Source organism: Streptomyces sparsogenes (assembly GCF_001704635.1).
GTDB lineage: Bacteria > Actinomycetota > Actinomycetes > Streptomycetales > Streptomycetaceae > Streptomyces > Streptomyces sparsogenes.
This window is the reverse complement of the sequence record NZ_MAXF01000020.1, coordinates 1-19231: the sequence shown is the minus strand read 5'-3', so window position 1 is coordinate 19231 and position 19231 is coordinate 1. Positions and strand designations below refer to the sequence as shown.

The following is a 19231-nucleotide window of genomic DNA, read 5'->3' as shown; positions in this document are numbered from 1 at the left end:
GAGCGCCGGATGCGATGGTCACCGCCGCGCGGAGCCGGGGCCCCTGCGCGGGCCCCGGCTCCCCGCCCGAGCGGGGCCCGCGCGGTCAGCCGACGCGCCAGCCGCTGAACTCCACCGTGCCGCGCGCCACGTTCCCCCCGTGGGCCGCGCTCATGAAGATCCCGACGTCCTGCGCGGAACCGGCGCCGCCGGGCGCCGTCACCGTCCCCACCGCCCGCCAGGTCGCCCCGTCGTCGGTGGACAGCTCGCCCTTGTACGAGGCGGCGGCCACCCGCGTCAGCCGCAGCAGCACGGGCGCCTTGACGCCGGTGACGCGCTTGTACGCGTCCAGCGTGCCGTCTCCGTTGGTGTCGTACGACAGTACGACGCCGCTGGACGGGGTGACGGACAGGTTGACGAAGCCCAAGGAGCCCGCCGTCGCCAGGCTGTCGCGCGCGATGATGCCGGCCCGCGCCCACGCGCCCGTCGCGGCCTGGCTGTCCACCTTCACCGTCACGGCGGTGGAGACGGCCAGCGCCCCCTCCCGGTACACCGACCCGAACTCGGCAGTCGCCTTCCACAGGTCCCGCCCCGCGCCGTCGATCGCGAAGCGCTCGCCCAGCTGACCGAAGACCGCGCCGTTGTTGGTGACCGTCCTCAGGCCCGGATCCAGCGGCCCGGCCACCCACAGCGTGCCGGTCCGGTCCAGCCGCACCCGGTCCTCGCCGCGCGGCCCGAACTCGACCGCCAGCTCGTACGGCAGCGGCTTGAGCGGGTCCTTCAGCGGCTCGCCGGGCGCGGTGGCCCGCCAGTGGACCTCGCCGCTCTTCGCCGGGGCGACCGAGGGGAGCCAGGTGTCTCCCTGCGGCTTGGGGTCGAGGCCGGTCACGGTCAGGTCGAAGTCGACGCGGCCGGTGGCGCGCAGCCCGTTGAGGTTGCGCAGGGACGCGGCGATGTCGGCGGCGCCGCCGGGGGGCACCTGGGGCGGGGTGGTGGAGACGGTGGCCGCGCCCTGGTACGGGGCCTTGGCCAACGCCTCGTACACCCGCCGCGCGGTGCGGTGGGCGTCCGCCGTGGGCCGCACCGGGTAACTCTTGCGCTCCCGTGTCCACGGCTCCTCGACCGCGAACCAGTCGAAGTCGCGCGGCTCGCGCCCCTCGGCGAGCGCGTCCTCCAGCTCGTCCAGGTAGCTCTGCCACTGCGGCAGGTGGAAGTCGCCGATGAGGCCGTTCCAGTCGCGGTTGGCGTAGTTGGCGAGCTTGCCTTCGTCGGCCGTGACCCGGTCCGCCCAGGTGGTGATCAGGGCGCGGGCGGCGTGTTCGAGCTGGGCGGCCTCCGCCTCGCCGGACGCCATCCGCTTGGCGTCCTCCAGCCACGGCCCGAGCAGGAAGCCGCGGTGCGCGCCGGTCATGTCGTCGCTCAGCCGCATCAGCTTCAGCCACAGCCGGGCCAGCGCCCGGAAGGTCGCGAGGTCCTTGCGGGCGTACGCGTCGTGCAGGTGGGGGATCAGTGTCCACGAGCGGTCGGCGAGCGCCTGGCGGGCCAGGTCGGTCAGGTCGTGGCGGTAGGCGTCGGAGTCGCGCAGCGCGGGGCGCACGGCCAGCAGCGCGGCGAAGGCGGCGTCGAAGTCCGGCAGGTCGAAGGCGGGCACGCGGGTGGCGTAGTTGGTGCCGGAGCGCGCGGTCACATCGGGGCGGGCGGAGAACACCGAGTCGTGCGGGCGGCCGTCGGAGCTGGTGATCTGGTACGCGGTGTCGCGCAGCGCCGCGTACGCCTCCCGGGCCCGGTCGTCCCGGCCGCCCAGCCGTACGTCCGCGTAGGTGCGGAACCACTCCTCGCGGTCCACCGCCTCGTCCCGCCACGCCAACTCGCTGAACAGCTCGAAGGCCGCCGGATCGCGCCCGACCGCCTCCGCCATGTAGGCGGTGCCGACCAGCTTGCTGCCCGGCTTGTCGCGCCACTGCGTGAACCGCCGCGCCCAGATGTGGGTCTTGGCGCCGATCGTGGTGCGGCCGCCGAAGTTGGGGATGGTGCCGAAGGCGTACGGCACCGAGCCCCAGTCCTTCTCCCGGTCGGTGATGGAGTCCAGGTCCGACAGGCCGTCCACCACCAGCATCCGGTCCCGGTCCACGGCGTCCAGCAGCTCCCGCCGGGGATTGGCCTGCCAGCCGAGGATCACCCAGGTCGCGCCGGGCCGGGCGGTCCGCAGGGCGGTCTCCACGGCGCGGGCCGCGTCGGCCACGGGGACGTCCCCGGCGGCGCCGCCCTCGTGCAGCAGGTCCATCTTGAACAGCTTGCAGGCGCCGAACAGCTCTTCCTGGTGGCGGTAGAACGCGGCGGCCACCTGCCGGAAGGACTCGGTGCGCGGATCGAGCCAGTCGGGGCGCTCGAGCCCGTTCCAGGTGCCCTGCGGGACGGTGCGCGCGCCCGGGTTGCGCTCGGCGAACCCGTCCGGGACGGTCCCGAAGTAGCCGGGGAACACCGGCCGCATGCCCAGCTCGCGCAGCCGTCCGGCGATCTTCTGCCCCAGCTCGGTGCGCTTGGCCAGCAGCTCGGGGCTCACCGGGCCGCCGTACCCGCTCATGTTCTGCAGCAGCCACCACGGCTGGTGGGAGGGCGCGGGCAGCCAGACGCGCGCCTCCTCGTCCGAGTAGCCGAAGTCCTTGAGGAGGCGGTGGTAGACGGCCTCCTGGCCGGCGGTGACCAGCAGCTCGTTGCAGCCGTGCAGGGCCGCGACGTCGATCAGGTGCTCCCAGTGGTCCCAGCCGGCGAACGGAGCGGTGTAGCCGTCGTGGGTGTCGTTGAACGCGAAGCGGTGGGGGAGCGCGGTCGACCGCTCGACGCGGCCCCGGGGCGCCGGCAGCCTCTTGGGCAGGTCGAGCTGGTCCCCGGACCAGGTGATCAGGGCATGACACGTGTACTTCAGATACCAGTGCACCCCGGTGAGCAGCACCGCCGGGCTGGTCCCCGCCACCTCGATCCGCCCCGGCTTCCCCGAGACCTCGAACCGCTCCTCGCCGCCCTCGCCTTCCAGCGCCACCAGCCGGAACTGCTCGGCGTGCTCCGGCAGCAGCCGCTTCAGCGCGGCGCGCGCGGGCGCGGCGTCGAAGGCGGCGGTGGCGCCCTCCGCGCCCTCAGCGTCCTCCACGCCCCCCACCCCCTCGGCCGCCGCCGGGGACTGGCTCCCGATCGCGGCCCCGACGCCGAGTGCTCCGGCGGTTCCGATCAGCGTGCGTCTGCTCAGATCGCTCATGGTGCCCCCCAATGCCGCCCGGCCCGGGCCAACGGTCGTATGTGAGCGGCACGTTAACGAGGGGGACGGGGCGGCAGCAATGGTGCGTACGAGGTGTCCACCCGTACGGGCCCGTCCACTCGTCCGGGCGCGTCCACCTGTACGGGCGCGTCCACCCGTACGGGCCCGTCCGGCCGGTCAGCCCGGGAGTACGCGCACCTGGGCGCCGGAGAGCTTGGCCCACCAGTGGTCGTACCGGCTGTACAGGCGGGGGTCGCGGTCGGCCAGCAGCGTCAGCAGCGAGCGGGCCTCCGCGGCGAGCCCGTCCCATGCCGCCGCCGGCAGCTCATGGAAGGCCATGGCCTCGATCCCACCCCCGACCGGCCGCCACACACCGGCCACGTACCCGTCCACCAGCAGCGTCGGCAGCACATCGCCGTTGACGCGGATCACCTCCCGGCGGTAGGCCGGGGGGATCACCCGGCCGCGGTCGGCGTACGCGAGCAGGACGCTGTCCCACATCGCCATCAGCCGGGGCGGGGCCGGGGTGTCCGCGGCCGGGCGCGGGGCGCCCGGGAGATCGAACAGCGCCGTTCCATCGGGCCCTTGCAGCTCTTCGACGGCACCGCCGAGCGCGCGCAGCGCCTGGCGTATCGGCGTCCGCCGAACCATGGCGAACTGCGCCATATCCGCGACCGAAGCCGGTCCGAACCCCTCCAGATAGCGCACGAGGAGCCTTTGCAGCGCCTCCTCGTTCGTCTCCCGCCCCAAGGGCAGCGGCCCGGTCCCCGCCGCCCGGTACGACGGCCTGGCCCCGAACGACCACGGCCCGCCGGTCGCCGCGTGCCACAGCGGCGCGTACGCCCGCAGCCCCCACCACGCCCCGGCCTTCTTTTCGACGCCCAGCCGCTCCTCGAGCCACGCATCGAACTCCGTCGTCATGCGCGGCTGCTCGGCGAACGCCAGCAGCTCCGGGACGAGTTCATCGGCATCGGCCGGCGTCAGCCCGGCGGCGGCGAAGCGGTAGCCGAGCCGGGAAGCGTACAGGGTCGGCCGCATCGCCTCGCGGAAGACCCGGTAGTCGTCTGCGTGGACCGCGTGCAGCGTGATCCGCAGCAAGCTCGCCTTGACGACTTTCCGGCCGGTGAACGCGGCGTCCAGCTCGGCCGGGTCGAATCCGGTCAGCCGGTTCCACAGCGCGACGTACGGCGAACCGGCGTGCTGCGCCTGGAGCGCGACGACACGGCGTACGGCGTCGAGAGTGCTCAGCGACTCGCGTCGCAGGAGCAGCTGGCGGCTGAGGGTGGACCGGTTGAGTTCGCGTGCGGTGATCTTCACGGGGGAGGATTGTGCCGTGCGAGGCGGGGGTGTGGACAGGGCTCAGCTTTGGGCATGCCCCCGGTCGAGATAGGCCAGCACGGCCAGCACCCGGCGGTTGTCGTCGTCGGACGGCGGCAGGCCGAGCTTCCCGAAGATGTTCGACGTGTGCTTGGCGACCGCCCGCTCGGTGACGAACAACTGCGTGGCGATGGCCGCGTTCGACCGCCCCTGCGCCATCAGCTCCATCACCTCCCGCTCGCGCGGCGTCAGATTCCCCATGGGCTTGTCCTGCGCCCGCCGGTTCAGCAGCTGCGAGATCACCTGCGGATCCATCGCCGTCCCGCCCCCCGCGACCCGCCGCACCGCGTCGATGAACTGATCCGCGTCGAACACCCGGTCCTTGAGCAGATACCCCACCCCACCGCTCCCGTCGGCCAGCAGCTCCCGCGCGTACAACTGCTCCACATGCTGCGACAGCACCAACACCGGCAACCCCGGCCGCGCCCGCCGCGCGGCCAGCGCGCACTGCAACCCCTCGTCCGTGAACGACGGCGGCAGCCGCACGTCCACGACCGCGACATCCGGCTTCAGCTCGGCGAGCGCGCGGGTCAGATCGGGCCCGGTGTCCACGGCCGCCGCGATCTCGAAGTCGTAGGCCTCCAGCATCCGGACCAGGCCGTCCCGCAGGAGGAACAGGTCTTCGGCGAGGACAACGCGCACGGCGGCTCCAAGACTTCGTCGGGCCCCTGGGGTTGGGGACGTGACCGAATCCGACGAATGTACCGCTGTGAGGTGAGCGGGGGTTATCAGTGGCCTGGGTGGTCGAGGGCGCCGGTCTTTATGGTGCGGAGGAGTGCGCGGAGGGCGGTGGGGGTGGTGGTTATGACGGTGTGGGGGTGGTCGCTTTCCCGGAGGTGGGGCATACCTGCGGGGTCTGCTGCGATCTCCACGCACGTGTCCGTGTGGCCCTCGCTGAAGCTCGACTTCCGCCACTTGAGCTGAGACATGTGTGCGCCTTCCTAGAGCAGGGGATAGAGGAGCCGCTGGATCAACCCCAGTGAGTCCTTCATGCCATGTGCCTCCGGCGAAACCGTCGCGTCGACGGCAGGCAACGCCACTTCGCGCATAGTAGCGAAAACCTCGTTGTATCGAGCGATCGCGGCATCGTCGCCCAGGTAGAGCGACTTCTCGATGTGCGGAACGATCACGGTGCTCAACTCGGCTACGGTGGGCTCGATCAACGTGAAGGACGTACCAAATGGCACGGGTCCGTCGAAGGGGAGCACCTGGACCGTGACGTTGGGAAGCCGTGACAGCTCGATCAGCCGGAGCAACTGACCGCGCATGACGTCGGGGCGACCGTTGAGCATGGCGTGCAGGGCGGCCTCGTGAATGACGGCGTGGAAGTGGGGAGGTCGCTCGCCGGTGAGCACCTTCTGGCGCTCCAGCCGGAACTCGACGGACGAGTTGTTCTCTTCGCGTGAGGCGGAGACGTACCCGGCTTGGTGGATCGCCGCCGAGTACTCCCGGGTCTGTAGCAGCCCCGGCACGAACATCGGCTCGTAGCAGAGCATCACATCGGCACCGGCTTCCAACTCGGCCGTGTCCATGCGCGAGGCGGGCACCTTGTCGCGATACGCACTCCACCAGCCTTTTCCTGACGCCTGGCTCATCGCCACAAGCGCGTCAACGTAGGTTGTACTTTCACAGCCTGCGGCTCCGGCCAGAGCGCGCAGCCGCTCAGGCGAGAGGCCGGTGCGTCCGGACTCGACGTTGCTGATGTGCGACTGGTTCATGTTCATCACGGCGGCGCTCTGGCCAACGCTGAGGCCAGCACGTTCGCGCAGCTTGCGAACCTCAGCCCCGAAGCGTCGTTGACGGTACGTGGGGTTGGCCCGAAGTCCCATACGCCCTCCCTGGTAGTGACTAGCGTGACTACTCAACCACGAAGCGTGCTGATCGTGTTGTGGATTGGCAACTCCCGGCGCTACCTTGGGTGTGGCGCCAGTCACGTAAGGTACTCACCTGGAGGCTGCCACATGCGCACGCCCGAAGAGCCCTGGTCCTACGGCCTGTTCATTCCCCACGATCCCCGAGCCGTGGGCGTCGTACGGGCCACCATCCGCCACATCCTCATCGGCCCGCCTCGACTGCCTCGTCGACACCGCCGAACTCCTCGTCTCCGAGCTGACGACGAACGCTTTGCGCAACACCGCCACCGACTCGTACGTCAGCATGGACTGGCAGCCGAAGCCGCCGGACTTCCGCGTCACCGTGTGGGACTCGGGCTCCGCGCTGCCGCAGCCCGTGGAGGCCGGGGCCGACGACGAGGGCGGGCGGGGGCTGGCGCTCGTCGAGTCGTGCTCGGACGACTGGGGCGTGGTCGACTACACCGACAAGGACGCGGGCGTCACCGGCAAGGCGGTGTGGTTCGCCCTTGCGCCGCCGAAGCCCGAGGAGCGGTACGGCTGAGCGTGAGCGGCGGGATCCGTGCGTGGGGCAGCTCCCAGGGGGTGCCCCACGCGTTCAGGGGGCTCGTGCGGTGTATGTTCGGTTCCCTTTCGATATCGAATGCCGCGTCTTTCTGATATCGTAAAGATATCGATGGCCTCCGGAGAGTGGGTTTTGATGTCTCGCACCGTGATCGATCTCGATGACGAAACGACCGAAGAGCTGATGAGGGTCTACAACGTGAAGACCAAGGCGGCGGCTGTGCGCCGGGCAATGGAGGAGGCGGCCAAATTGCACCGGCGCATGGAGTTCATGGACGCCATCGACAGCGGCGCAATCGATCTCACCTACGATGCGCGCGCCGTCGACTCCGGAGATGCGGCCTGAGCTTGCGTTACTTGATCGACAAATCGGCTCTGGCCCGGCGCTCCAAGCCGTCCGTTCGGGCGGTGCTCGACCCACTGGTCCAGCGGGGCCTGATCGCCGTCACAGGTGCGGTCGAAATGGAGATTCTCTACTCCGCTCGCAATGACACGGAGGCCGAAAAGCTGCGCTACTGGCTGTCCGGCTTCGACTACCTCCCTTGCCCGGACGAGGTATGGGACCGCGCCAAGGATGTCCAGGCCCGAGCGATCCGTAAAGGAAACCACCGGGCGTTGTCGATGGCGGATCTGCTGATCGCGGCGACGGCTGAGCGGCATGCGGCCGTCGTCTTGCACTACGACGAGGACTACGAGCAGATCGCCGCGATCACCGGGCAGCCCCATCGGTGGGTCGTGCCCGCCGGTGACGCCGACTGACTCAGGATGCCCCTGGGTCTTGCCGGGTGCGCGCTGAAGGTCGTAGTAGTCCGCGAGGATGGGCCGGACTTGCGGCCGATCGCGGCGAAGGCGGCCTGGAACAGGACGCTTTGAGGAGTCGGTAGCCGCGGTAGGGGGGCGTGCCCGCCGCGGATGGAGGCGCCCCTGGGTGCCCCTCAGTGGTGACGGAGCCGGCGACTGCTGCGGCCTCTGGACGACGCCGCTGCCGCTCTGGACTCGCCGCCCACCCAGCACCGCCGCCGCGCGATGCTGGATGCCGACGCCGTAGGGCTGCTGCCATGCGCGAAGACCGACCGGCCGTACTGGTCCTGGGCGGACGCGGAGTGGGCCGACCTCCTCGACCGCGGCCAGCAGGGCTGTCGCAAGGTCGCGCGGTGCTCGACGGATGGGGCTACCAGCTCCGCTGCGGCAACGACACGGTGCTGCCGATGGTCGCCTGCCAGGTGCTTCTTCTCAGGCGAAGCCTGCACATCGAGCAGCTGACCATCGAACTGTTCGAGCGGATACGCGGCGAACGGCTCCTTCCCGACGTGCGGCTGAACACCTCGCACGCCATGCAGCAGGCCGTTGCCGAGCTGGGCTACTGCGAGCCGCCCCAGCGGATGACTGGGCCACTCGGCACGGGCAAGCGGCGGAGCGCAGGGGTGGGCTCGGTGGGTGGACCGCTGGTACGACACCTCATCGCTCACACCCCGCGTCCACAACAGCGTCCGCCCGACCTTGTTCAGGGTCGGGCGGTCGTTGACGCGGCCACCTCCGGCTCCACCGCGGCCGTCGAACCCTGGCAGCACTACGACCTCGGGCACGGCTACTGCACCTACACCTTCTTCGAGTAGTGCCCGCCCCGCATGGCCTGCGCACGCTGCGACTTCTACACCTTGAAGGACGCCAGCAAAACCCAACTAACAGCCGGCGCGGCCCGTGAGCATCCGTCAGCGGTGCGCGAAGGGTGGTCCAGAACCAGATTTCAGCCGCCGCCGACAGGCCAATACACAGCCCCCGGTGTCGACCAACTCGACCAAGTGTCACCTATCGAGAGAAGTCGCACCGCGCTGACCTGCGGAATGATCAATCCTCCAACTCGACCACTCAACCGCCAGGTGGAGCACTCAGCCACACTTGAGATTGGCTGGAATCGCCTTGATCAACATCACTTAATCATGTTGAATGCTATTGCGAGACTGGCGTTGAGGGGGGATCCAGTTTCAGTCATGGACCGACGATTATCCAGCCACAATCCGCGAACGGGACTGCTCGGCCTGACAGGCATCATGTTCCTTTTCCTGGCCGGCTGCAGCTCATCTGATCCCTCTGCCGCCAAGGCGGCGCAGGAAATACACGCTCCAAAACTTCTGTCGAGCGTTGACCTGCATCTCCCGATAGAGAGCTATCTCTTTTCCGATGCGGACTCGGAGCAAATAGCCAGAGCCAGCGCCGTGCTGCGCAAGAAGTGCCTACACCGATTCGGCCTCGACTATCAGATTGACCCGTCGGGCCCGCTGACGGGGCCACGCACCTTTATGGAGCGCCGGTACGGGGTGACGGACAAGACCGAGGCAGCTGCCAACGGCTACCACCTCGGTGACCGCGACCCGCGCACTCACCCGCCCCACCCGCCCAAGCTCTCCGCCGAGGAACAGCAAGTGCTCACCGGGCACTCCCAGGAGAAGGCTGGCGAGGGTGACACCGCGCTCCGGGTCAACGGTGTGACGGTACCGCCCGGGGGCTGCTACAACGAGGCGAAGAAGGAGTTGGTCGGCTCCGGAAATCTGGGCTCGAGCGACGTGGCTCGGCAGGCCAACGTCCGGACTTTTACCGCCAGTCGGTCGGTATCGCAAGTGAAGCAGGCGTTCGAAGCGTGGTCCAGCTGCATGAAGGGGAAGGGTTACTCCTATCCCGACCCCTTGGCGGCCATAAGCGACCGTCGCTTTCAGGGGAACTCACCTACGCGGCTGGAGCGCCAAGTGGCGACCGCCGATGTGGCCTGCAAGCAGCAAGTGAACCTGATCGGCACATGGTTCACAGTCGAGACTTCCTTGCAAAAGGAACTGATCGCACGGCAACGAGCTGACTTCGATGCAGCGTTGAAGGCAAAGAAGAAACAACTCGCCAAGGCCAAATCCGTACTCCGCGATCAGTAAATAGTGGGCCGACACTTCTACGTCCTGGCACGCCCACCCTTCCCAAGCATACCTGGGGACTGCACACTCGCCATGGACGACCCCAAAGAGAGGACCGAAATTAATGAAGCGCACCCCCAAGCTCGCCGCAGCAGTCCTGGGCGCTGCCCTGCTCGTCCCTGCCTTCGCCACCACCGCGCAGGCCAGTCCGAGCGACTGCGAGGCGAGTAGCTTCTGCTTCTTCTACAACTCGAACCAGCAGGGCTCCCACAACGCGCTGAGAAGCAGCGTGTCGGATCTCGCCGGATACAAGTTCACCAGTCCCGGCAACGGTCAGGGCAAGAGTGTCAAGAACAATGCCGCATCCGCTGTCTCCAACGTATGCATGACCGTCACCGTGTTCTACAACTCCAACTACAGCGGTCCCAGCGACGTCTTCAACTACCGCAACGCAAACAACCTGGAGAACACGTACAACAACAATGCCTCGGTGAAGTTCGCCAGAGACTGCTGAGAACCGACAGGGCCCAATGCAACTGGGCCCCTGCAACACAACCGGGCCCCGGTACGCGTCAGTGCGGTGCGTACCGGGGCCCGGCCCGTGTCCACCTGTCAGGGTACTCGTGTCAGTTTCGCGCCGAACGACGGCTCGGCGAGGTCCTTCTGCAATGCCACGGGCACCTTCACCTCACCCATGCCGCCACCCTCGGTCAGCTCGCCGACCTGCGTACCGGCCTTCGCCGTGTGCGGGAGGGTCTTGCCCCCGGCGGTGAGCTTCAGGCTGACCTTGAGACCGGGCCAGCCGACCGCCGTCAGATCCTTGGTTGCTACGACCGGGGTTATACCGCCCAGGCCGTCGTCGACGTGGCCGACGACCTCGCCCTTCTTCACGATGGTGCTGGTGGTCAGCGCCTTGTCCACGGCCAGGATGAGCTGCTTGCTGTACTCGGTGGCGGTGTCGATGATCGGGCTCTTGTGCTGCCCGAAGACCGCGCCGATGATCAGCTGTGTGGAGCCGCCGACCTTCTTCTCTGCAGCGAAGAGCAGGTTGCCACCGGCCTTGGTCGTGGAACCTGTCTTGATACCGACGACGCCGTACATGGGGACGAGCTTGTTGAAGTTGCGCTGCGTCTTCTGGTAGGCGACGCCGCTGCCCGCCCCGGAGGCGGTCGTGGAGTTGTACTCGGTCGCCTTAGCGATCTCCCGGAAGACCGGGTCCTGCATTGCCTTCTTGCCCAGCTTCACCTGGTCCTCGGCCGTACTGACGGTGCTCTCCAGGAGGCCGCTCGCGTCGGTGTAGGTGGTGTTCGTCATGCCGAGCTCCTTGGCGGTGTTGTTCATCTTCTTGATGAACGCCTCCTCAGTGCTCGCATCCCAGCGGGCCAGCAGCCGCGCGATGTTGTTCGCGGATGGCAGCATGACGGCCTCGAGGGCCTCCTTCTCGGAGATCTTCTGACCCTTGTGGGCCTCGACGACCGACTCCTTCTCCTTGACACCGTTGGTGAAGTCGTCCTCGGCCTTCTGGTCGATGTCGATCAGCGGCCCGTTCTCACGCTTTTTCAGCGGGTGGTCGCGCAGGATGATGTACGTCGTCATCACCTTGGCCACGCTGCCGATGGGCAGCGGCTTCATCTCACCGTACGAGCCGACCCGGCCGAGTCCGTCGACGTCCACGATCGCCTGCCCCTCAGTGGGCCAGGGCAGCGACGGCGTGCCGCCCTCGAAGACGGAGGATGACTTGCCGACGATCGCCAGTTTCGGGGCAGGCAGCGGGCGCATCGCCTGCACGACCACGAAGATTATCCCGAGAAGCACCACCAGCGGGGTCCAGATCTTCACCCGGCGCACCATCGTGCGCATCAGGGTCTCTGGCGGGGGCGGAGTGTTCGTCAGCTGGGCGAGCAGGTCAAGCGGAGTCCGAGGCTCCGCCGGAGACTCGGTCGGTGCCGCCGGCTTCGGAGGAGCCGACGGTGTCGCCTTGGGCTCGGCCTCCGGCTTGGGGGCCTTGAGCGGCTGCAGCGCCGGGGCGTCGTCCTTCTTCAGTGGTACGAACTTGCTGGTGCGCTCGGACTCGGACTCCGGGTTCGTGGGAGCCTTGATCAGCTCGGTGGGCTGGTCGGCGGACCCGGCCTCCGCCGGCTTGGGTGCCTCGATCTGCTGGGTGGCCTGATCGGCCGAGCCCACCTTTCCAACGCCGTCGCTGTCGTCCTCGGCGACCCCGGCCGCGACGGCGGCCTTGAGCCGGGCATCCTCCTTGGGCTTGCCGTCACCGTCTGGTCTGGCCCCCCAGGAGGCAGCCTTGGGCGCGGACTTGGCCTCGCCCTCGGAGGCCTTGCCGCTGCCGAGGACGCCGGGCTTGGCGGTGGCCTGCTCGGCCCTACCGCCTTCGGTGACGTCTAACTTCACAGCGCCGAACACCGCGGTCACCTGATCAGCCTTGCCACCACCGGTGGCGCCGGGCTTCGCGGGCGCCTGACCGGCCTTGCCGCCACTGGACAGAGCGGCGGACTTGCCGTCGCCTGCCGCTCCGGATCCCACACCCGCCTCGACTGCACTGGCATCATCGGCGGCGTCGGCCTTCGGGGCGTCGGAGGCAGCGGTGTCCTGGACGGCCCTGCCGTCGCCTGCCGAGCCCGTCTTCAGCGCGCCGAATACCGCGGTCGCCTGGTCGACCTTGTCGCTGCCAGAGACGCTGGTCTTCGTCCCCGCCTGCTCACCCTTACCGTCACCGGCCGCACCGGACTTCACGGCACCGGCCGCCGCAGCCGCCTGACCAGCCTCGTCGTCGTCGGCAGCACCGACCCTCGCAGCTGCCTGGTCAGCCTTGCCACCACCGGATAAGGCAGCGGCCTCACCGGCCGAATTCTTTACGGCTCCGAACCCCGCCGTCGCCCGGTCGGCCTTGCCACCACCGGCGGCACCGGACTTCGCGGGCCCGGTCGCCTGACCAGCCTTGCCGTCACTGGTCCCGTCGGCCTCCGCCGGTTCCCGGGTGCCCTCGCCGTCACCGGCCGTCACCGACGACGACGCAGGCGCCCCGCCGACCTTACCCTCGGCGCCGACCGCGCCGTTACGCACAGCCAGCCTCGGATCCGGACGGTCGGCATCCGTGCCCTGTCGGGTCGCGCCGGAAACCCCAGTTCCCGAACCGGCGGCGCCGGTCGCACTGTCTCCACCTGCGGCACCGGTCGGCCGCCCCTCACCCCGACCGCCGTCAACGGCGATGGCACCGGAACCACTGTCCCTGCCGCCGGCAACACCCGTACCGGCATCGGCCGCAGGCCGACCGGTACCGGTACCCGCGCCCGAAGCCGACCGCAGGTCGCTCCGCTGCTCCGACATGTCGGGGGACTCGCCCGCCACCGATGCCTCCTCACTTCGGGCGCCAACGCGCCCCAGGACCCGGACTTCACTCAACGTCTACCAGTATCTCTGTGATCATCGCGCGATTGCGCACCCGCACCCATAGAGGGCTTCACCCGGGTTCACCACGTATTCAGACGAGACGACATACCTTCCGGTTCCCGCGAAGCCACCACACGCACCGGGCGGTCGTCAGGTCCCTCATCAGCGGTCAAGCGGTGGCAGACAGCCATACCGGGCCCGGGGCCAGGCGCCCCGTTTTCGGGGCCACGAGAAAGGTAACGGGGGAACCGTTCAGCCGGATTCCGCGTGATGTCCAGACGTGCCACTGGCTGATGGTGGGCGATCGAAGGGGGAGCCGGTGCGGGGTCGGATGCGGGCTTTGGCGGGCGTGGCGGTGTCGCTGTCGGTGGCGCTGGTGGCGTGCGGGCCGGAGAAGGAGAAGGAGTACACGGGGGCGGAGCCCTCGCAGGGGACCGCGGCCGACGCCGCGCGGTTCGCGCCGCTGGTGCGGCTCGCCAAGGGGGAGACGCTGGAGCCGATGGACGCCACGCATTTCATCGAGCGTTCCGCGCTGCGTTTCGACCACGACGGCATGTGCCGTGACGAGGGGCCGGTGGCCGATCCGGCGGACCCGCGGCGGTTGGGGAGTGCGGAGAATCCCTACCAGCACGCGGACATCGAGCCGGGGAAGGCGTCGTCCAAGCCGGTGTCCTGCCCGGGGCACGGGGAGCGGTGGCGCACCTCGACCGAGCCCGATGGCGGCTTCTACCTCGACCCGCCGAAGGAGGTGCGCGAGGGCGAGGGTACCGGCGCGCCGGTCTACTGGGAGTACCACAAGCACAAGACCGACCCGGCGCGCGGGGCGTATGTGTACTGGTTCTTCTACGCCTACAACAACCTGCTCGGGGGCAACAGGCACGAGGGCGACTGGGAGCGCGTCGCGGTGCAACTGCGCGACGGCAAGCCGGAGGCGATGACGTTCGCGAAGCACGGCGGCGATCCGTGCAGCGTGAAGTGGTCGGACCTGGATCCGAAGGGCGGGCATCCGACGGTGTACTCGGCGCGTGGTTCCCACGGTTCCTACCCGACCAAGGGCTACCACCGGGTGAAGACCACGCTCGACCGCACCTCGGAGGGCACGGAGTGGCACACATGGGACAACATCCGCCCCGTCAAGGGGCAGCCGTGGTGGGGGTACGCCGGGTGGTGGGGTTCGCAGCAGCATGTGAGCGGCTTCAACGGGCCGATCGGCCCGTACCCGAAGCGTCTGCTGCCGGGCATCTTCACCAGCGACAGTTGCGGGCCCGCCGACGAGAAGCCGACCGACCCGCCCTCGGACCAGCCCACGGATCAGCCCACGGACCAGGCCGCGCCCAGGACGAAGGAAGGCGCGATCCGGCGGTACGAGCAGTACCTGCACGCCGTGGGCCGGGAGGACCTCGACACGGTCTGCGAGGTGGCCGGGCCCGCGGCGAAGAAGGCGGAGGACGAGGGGTTCGGTCCGTGCGAGGCCACGTTCCCCATCACGTTCCAGATGATCTCGCCCACGCAGAAGAAGGCTCTGCAGACCGCGACGGTCGACCCGCGGAAGGTCGTCGTACGAGCCCCCGACAAGTTCGACATCCCGGCCGCGGCGGTCAGGGCCTCCGTCACCTTCTCCGAGAGCGAGATCGGAACCTCCACCCTGGAGTACCTGAAGGGCAACTGGTACATCACCGACTAGAGGCGTGTTTCCGTTCCCCGATCATCACCAACGCGGGACGCGCCCGCCGCCGTCACGGTTGCGGTGCGGCGGAGGCGGCCCCGGGGTAGGGGCTGATCATGGTGTTGAAGTAGCCCTCGGGGAGTTCCACGAGATAGTCGAGCAGGTTGGCCAGGAAACCGCGCAGCGGCTCGCGGGCGTTGTGGCGGTCCAGGTCCTCCTGGGAGCGCCAGACCTCGTAGAGGAAGAGGCGGCCGTCCTCGTGCTCGTGGAGGTGGTATTCGAGGTTGCCCTCTTCCCGCCGAGTGGGTTCCACGAGGGAGGACAGGAGCTGTCTGACCTCCTCGGCGCGCTCCGGCCTGGGGCGCAGGAAGCCGTAGAGGGAGAGGGGTGCCTGGGTGCTGGTCGTCGGCGTCGTCATGCGGGCACGCTAGAGCCTGACATCGGTGTGAGGGCCAAGTCGTGAGCTGCTTGGCGCCTGACGAACCGTCCCGGGGCGAGTGGAACCCGTTGCACCACTTGTCGCGTCCAGGTCTGTGACCGCTGCTCAGGGGGTCAGTGCCGAGGGGAAGGGGCCACAGCCTATGAGTCACAACCAGCCGCCACCAGGACCGTACGGGCCGCCTCCGGGCCAGCCGCCCGGTCCGCCGCCGCAGGGCGGTCCGAATCCGTACGGGCAGGGGGTGCCGGACCCGTACGGGCAGGGCGGCGGCCCGTACGCCGCCCCGCAGCCGCAGCCGCAGCCGCAGCCGCCGCAGCCCGGCTACGGCTATCCGCAGCAACCCCAGATGCCGCCGGGCTATCCGCCCGGCATGCCGCCGGCCCCGCCGAGCGGGGGCGGCAAGGGCAAGACGACGGGTCTGGTGATCGGCGCCGTGGTGGTGGTCGCCGCGATCGTCGGGGGCGTCCTGCTGTTCCGCGGGGCGAGCGACGACGGCGGGCTGACCGACGACGGAAAGGACTACAGGCTCACCGTGCCCTCGACCGTGCTCGGTGAATACACGAGTGATTCAGGGGACAGCACCGCGCAACAACTGGACAGCGAGGAGGCGCAGGAGTTCGGCCTGACGTCGGGCATGGGGGTGAAGGTGGAGTGGGCCACCCCCAATGACGCGAAGAAGATCCAGATGATGGGCGTCTACGGGACTGTGCCGGATCCGGAGAAGTCCGTCGACGCCTTCTTCACCAACCTGAAGAAGAAGAGCGAGACGGTGGGCGGCGAGGACAGTGACGCCCTCGTGGTGGGCAGCCCGGAGCGCAAGTCGCCCGCGGGCTTGGAGAACGCCGTCATGAAGTGCCAGGCCATCAGGGCGAAGGAGGAGCCGAGCCCGGATGAGCCCAACACGCTGGCGCTGTGTGTCTGGGCCGACTACGACACGGTGGTCCTGGTGGCGCCCCAGGAAGGGACCAGGGATCTGACGCTCGACGAGTCCGCCCAGATCGCCACCGCTCTCCGTAAGGAGGTGAGGGTCGAAGTTCCGAAATGACCGGTGTCGTCCGCGGGTTGCGTGCGAGACGGACCTGCGGACCGTGAGGCGAGTCACAAATACCCCTGGCTGTCCGACCGTTTTCCCTTTCTTTGTGAAAGTTTTCTTGCCGTATTATGAAAACGGCCTCGGAGGGGTCTTGCGGCCCCAGGTCAGGGGTACTGTCACGGTTGGCCGACGTACCCGTTTTATTTTCTATTGATGGCCAACCATGGGGGATTTGTGCTTACGTACCACCAGGTCATGACAGTCGACCTGTCTTTCCTGGAGACCGCAGCGAAGCAATGGACGGAGGCTGCGAAGCAGTTCTCCGAAGTCCAGAAGGCATATCAGCAGCAAGTAAAGACGGCCGCGACCGACGGCACGTGGACCGGCGTGGCGAATGGCCTCGGGCAGATTCAGGTGGGCATGACGGATGAGCAATTCACCGCCGCCCAGACGGAGGCGAAGGCAATCGCCTCGATTCTCCGGGACGCGCACGCCCAGTTGAAGGACCTGCACGGGAAGGTGAAGTCCGCGGTCGCGGACGCGGTGAAGGCCGGGATGAAGGTCTCGGAGGACGGGAGAGCGAGTTACGACTTCTCGAAGGTCAGCAAGGACGATGCCTTCACCATCAAGCACGACCCGGACCTGCACACCACTGAGCTGTCATGGACGGAACACATCGCGGCCGCGGTCAAGGCGGTCGACGACGCCGACCAGGGCGTGAAGCTCGCGCTCCAGGCGGCCGTGCGGGACTCCAACCTCATCGACGGCATCGACAACGGGTTCAACGCCAAGGCCGAGGGCGATATCGAGAAGGTCGAGGCCGAGGAAGCCAAGGACCTCTCGACCAAGCTCAACTCCGGCGAGAAGCTCAGCGCCAAGGAGATGGCCGAGTACCAGCGGCTGTTCCGGGACAACCAGGACGACAAGACGTTCAGCCAGACCTTCCTGGCCGGCATGGGCCCCAAGGGCACCATCGAGCTGGCCAACAAGTACTTCGACCTGGCCAAGGGCGACGACAAGGAGAACTTCCGCGCCCTGGAAAAGGGCCTGGCCACCACCCTGGCCACCGCCACCAAGTCCCCCTCCGACCCCTTCTACGACACGTGGCGGGAGGGCCTCAAAAAGGCGGGCGTCGAGAAGTACGACCTGGACGCGGTGGACAACAAGATCAGCGTGGGCACCGGTCAGGGCCAGGGGGCCCGTGGCTACCAGAGCCTGGTCACCCTCATGAAGCAGGGCCGCGGGTATTCCTCCCAGTTCCTCTCCGACCTGACCGACGACATGATCGCGGCGGAGCGGAAGGACAAGAACATCTGGGACCTCTACGGAGAGTTCAGCGGCAAGGACGACGGCTGGTTCGCCAACGACCCCGTCGACGGCGCCCTCGACATCATGAGCCATGACCCCAAGACGGCCACCGGGTATCTCGACCCGAAGGCGGACGGCGGCAACGACCGGCTGAAGTACCTGGTGCAGGACCGCGACTGGGACCTCAAGAACACCACCAACTGGCGCGGCAACATCGAGACCGTGGGCGACGACGCCTCCGACGCGGATGTGCGCGGCGGGTTCGGCCGGGCCCTGGAGGCGGCCGCCACCGGCAATGTGCCGGGCACCGACCACGCGCTGGGCGGACACACCGAGGCCGAGGCGCGGGTCATGCACGACACCATCAAGCTGCTCAACAAGGACTGGAAGGGCGATCAGATGCCCGCCGGCCTGCGCTCGCCCCTGGGCCACATGCTGATGGACTACACCCCCGACACCCACGAGATCCTGTCCCGCACCAACGAGGACTACAAGAATCACGCGTACAGCGGGATGGGGGACGACGACGGGACGCTCCGTTCCCGCACCGGCGACGGCTCCGACATTTACGCGGGCGGCGGGGTGTGGACGGACGACGGCACGGTCCGCATGGCCGTGTCGCCCGATGAGCTGTCGCGCATCATGCGCGGCGTCGCGGAGGACCCCAACGCCTACGCCGGGATGTACGCCGCGGAGCGGCAGTACGCGGCGGAGACTCTGGCCCGGACCGACTTCAAGAACCCGAACGACCGCACCGCCGCCATCAACGCCGCCTCCTCCACCTTCGGCTTCTACGACGGGGTCACCTCCGACATCCTCTTCGACAAGAGGGACAAGGCGGTGCAGTGGGCCACGGACGTCCGGACGGCCAGCTTCCTGGTGACCGGAGGGGCGCTCAACTTCGTGCCGGACAAGCCCCTCGGGGGGCATCTGCCGGTTGCCGCCGACATCGCCGGCTCCATCCTCTACGCGGGCATGTACGAGTGGGGCAAGGACTACGCCGCCCAGGCCAACGCGTCGGCGGCGCTGGACAACATGAAGGTCTTCGACGTCGGCCAGCGGCAGGTGGACTCCCTCGTCGTGGGCTGGACCCAGCAGCACGGTGAGGACGCGGACAGCGGCCTCACCAAGACCCTCGTCGGCTCCGGCCAGGAACGCCACGACAGCGCGCGCCGGGAGGCGCTCCAGGCCCTGGGGCGGCCGGGAGTCTAGATGAGTGAGTCCGATGTTCTCAGTGGTCGTAGGCGATCAGGGATCGTTTGATCTTGGCGCCGGTGGTCCAGTTGTGCCAGATGCCGGCTGCCAGGGCGAGGAGTCGTTGTCCGGTGCGGGCGAAGACTCCGGCCGGTGTTCTGCCGCCGTGCTGTTCCAGGCTGAGCTGGCCCTTGAGGGTGTCGATGACGGCCTCGATCCACTGGCGGACACGGACGATCTTCCCGTGCCGGACGGGCTCGTCC

16 protein-coding genes and 1 pseudogene are annotated in these 19231 nt (G+C 68.6%); 9 read left to right on the top strand and 8 right to left on the bottom strand.

The genetic code is table 11. The features are described 5' to 3' along the window. Positions 1-85 precede the first annotated feature (85 nt). The 5 genes from BBH68_RS03135 to BBH68_RS03115 form a co-directional block, all read right to left on the bottom strand. Positions 86-3232, bottom strand: a complete 3147-nt coding sequence (locus BBH68_RS03135) for an alpha-N-acetylglucosaminidase (RefSeq protein ID WP_065958690.1) — start codon at positions 3230-3232, stop codon at positions 86-88. 177 nt (positions 3233-3409) lie between these two features. Further along, positions 3410-4549 carry a winged helix DNA-binding domain-containing protein gene (locus BBH68_RS03130; RefSeq protein WP_065958689.1) on the bottom strand — a complete coding sequence of 380 codons (1140 nt, stop codon included), beginning with the start codon at positions 4547-4549 and terminating at the stop codon, positions 3410-3412. A gap of 42 nt (positions 4550-4591) precedes the next feature. Continuing rightward, complete coding sequence (locus BBH68_RS03125) at positions 4592-5251, bottom strand: response regulator transcription factor (RefSeq protein ID WP_065958688.1); 660 nt, start codon at positions 5249-5251, stop codon at positions 4592-4594. An 86-nt stretch (positions 5252-5337) separates the two neighbouring features. Beyond that, positions 5338-5538 carry a DUF397 domain-containing protein gene (locus BBH68_RS03120; protein WP_065958687.1) on the bottom strand — a complete coding sequence of 67 codons (201 nt, stop codon included), beginning with the start codon at positions 5536-5538 and terminating at the stop codon, positions 5338-5340. A 12-nt stretch (positions 5539-5550) separates the two neighbouring features. Continuing rightward, on the bottom strand, positions 5551-6438 hold the full coding sequence (locus BBH68_RS03115; protein WP_076971030.1) for a helix-turn-helix domain-containing protein: 888 nt from the start codon (positions 6436-6438) through the stop codon (positions 5551-5553). Positions 6439-6733: 295 nt separating this feature from the next. Here BBH68_RS03115 and BBH68_RS42890 point away from each other — a divergent pair, with 295 nt between their 5' ends. The 6 genes from BBH68_RS42890 (at position 6734) to BBH68_RS03085 (ending at position 10437) form a co-directional block, all read left to right on the top strand. Further along, entirely contained in the window at positions 6734-7003 is a 270-nt protein-coding gene (locus BBH68_RS42890) for an ATP-binding protein (protein WP_245737864.1), read from the top strand. Between the two features lie 156 nt (positions 7004-7159). After that, on the top strand, positions 7160-7369 hold the full coding sequence (locus tag BBH68_RS03105; RefSeq protein WP_065958686.1) for a type II toxin-antitoxin system VapB family antitoxin: 210 nt from the start codon (positions 7160-7162) through the stop codon (positions 7367-7369). After that, positions 7366-7782 carry a PIN domain nuclease gene (locus BBH68_RS03100; RefSeq protein ID WP_065958685.1) on the top strand — a complete coding sequence of 139 codons (417 nt, stop codon included), beginning with the start codon at positions 7366-7368 and terminating at the stop codon, positions 7780-7782. Before BBH68_RS03105 ends, BBH68_RS03100 begins: the two co-directional genes overlap by 4 nt. A gap of 395 nt (positions 7783-8177) precedes the next feature. Then, complete coding sequence (locus tag BBH68_RS42710) at positions 8178-8639, top strand: hypothetical protein (RefSeq protein WP_065958684.1); 462 nt, start codon at positions 8178-8180, stop codon at positions 8637-8639. 12 nt (positions 8640-8651) lie between these two features. Further along, the gene (locus BBH68_RS03090) at positions 8652-9944 is read left to right on the top strand and encodes a hypothetical protein (protein ID WP_245737863.1); all 1293 of its coding nucleotides are present in this window, start codon (positions 8652-8654) and stop codon (positions 9942-9944) included. Positions 9945-10047: 103 nt separating this feature from the next. Next, entirely contained in the window at positions 10048-10437 is a 390-nt protein-coding gene (locus tag BBH68_RS03085) for a peptidase inhibitor family I36 protein (RefSeq protein ID WP_065958683.1), read from the top strand. A 98-nt stretch (positions 10438-10535) separates the two neighbouring features. On the opposite strand, the gene BBH68_RS03080 is transcribed toward BBH68_RS03085, so the two are convergent. Further along, positions 10536-13286 carry a hypothetical protein gene (locus BBH68_RS03080; protein ID WP_076971031.1) on the bottom strand — a complete coding sequence of 917 codons (2751 nt, stop codon included), beginning with the start codon at positions 13284-13286 and terminating at the stop codon, positions 10536-10538. Positions 13287-13659: 373 nt separating this feature from the next. Here BBH68_RS03080 and BBH68_RS03075 point away from each other — a divergent pair, with 373 nt between their 5' ends. Then, positions 13660-15012 (top strand): hypothetical protein, encoded by a 1353-nt coding sequence (locus BBH68_RS03075; protein WP_065958682.1) that lies wholly within the window; start codon positions 13660-13662, stop codon positions 15010-15012. A 52-nt stretch (positions 15013-15064) separates the two neighbouring features. Here BBH68_RS03075 and BBH68_RS03070 read toward each other — a convergent pair whose 3' ends face one another. Beyond that, entirely contained in the window at positions 15065-15412 is a 348-nt protein-coding gene (locus BBH68_RS03070) for a putative quinol monooxygenase (protein WP_065958681.1), read from the bottom strand. Positions 15413-15575: 163 nt separating this feature from the next. Between BBH68_RS03070 and BBH68_RS41745 the strand changes: the two genes are divergently transcribed. Together BBH68_RS41745 and BBH68_RS03060 are read left to right on the top strand one after the other, a co-directional pair. Continuing rightward, positions 15576-16478 carry a hypothetical protein gene (locus tag BBH68_RS41745; RefSeq protein WP_065958680.1) on the top strand — a complete coding sequence of 301 codons (903 nt, stop codon included), beginning with the start codon at positions 15576-15578 and terminating at the stop codon, positions 16476-16478. Between the two features lie 243 nt (positions 16479-16721). Beyond that, entirely contained in the window at positions 16722-18986 is a 2265-nt protein-coding gene (locus BBH68_RS03060) for a hypothetical protein (RefSeq protein ID WP_211301815.1), read from the top strand. A 19-nt stretch (positions 18987-19005) separates the two neighbouring features. Here the strand turns inward: BBH68_RS03060 and BBH68_RS03055 are convergent. Further along, positions 19006-19231 (bottom strand): annotated as a pseudogene (locus tag BBH68_RS03055) (IS982 family transposase); the annotation flags it as partial.

Excerpts from the sequence above, each read along its gene's own strand:
- BBH68_RS03085 (WP_065958683.1), top strand. The coding sequence starts at position 10,048 with ATGAAGCGCACCCCCAAGCTCGCCGCAGCAGTCCTGGGCGCTGCCCTG.
- BBH68_RS03075 (WP_065958682.1), top strand. The coding sequence starts at position 13,660 with ATGCGGGCTTTGGCGGGCGTGGCGGTGTCGCTGTCGGTGGCGCTGGTG.
- BBH68_RS41745 (WP_065958680.1), top strand. The coding sequence starts at position 15,576 with ATGAGTCACAACCAGCCGCCACCAGGACCGTACGGGCCGCCTCCGGGC.
- BBH68_RS03120 (WP_065958687.1), bottom strand. The coding sequence starts at position 5,538 with ATGTCTCAGCTCAAGTGGCGGAAGTCGAGCTTCAGCGAGGGCCACACG.
- BBH68_RS03070 (WP_065958681.1), bottom strand. The coding sequence starts at position 15,412 with ATGACGACGCCGACGACCAGCACCCAGGCACCCCTCTCCCTCTACGGC.
- BBH68_RS03115 (WP_076971030.1), bottom strand. The coding sequence starts at position 6,438 with ATGGGACTTCGGGCCAACCCCACGTACCGTCAACGACGCTTCGGGGCT.
- BBH68_RS03105 (WP_065958686.1), top strand. The coding sequence starts at position 7,160 with ATGTCTCGCACCGTGATCGATCTCGATGACGAAACGACCGAAGAGCTG.
- BBH68_RS03135 (WP_065958690.1), bottom strand. The coding sequence starts at position 3,232 with ATGAGCGATCTGAGCAGACGCACGCTGATCGGAACCGCCGGAGCACTC.
- BBH68_RS03060 (WP_211301815.1), top strand. The coding sequence starts at position 16,722 with ATGACAGTCGACCTGTCTTTCCTGGAGACCGCAGCGAAGCAATGGACG.
- BBH68_RS03090 (WP_245737863.1), top strand. The coding sequence starts at position 8,652 with ATGGCCTGCGCACGCTGCGACTTCTACACCTTGAAGGACGCCAGCAAA.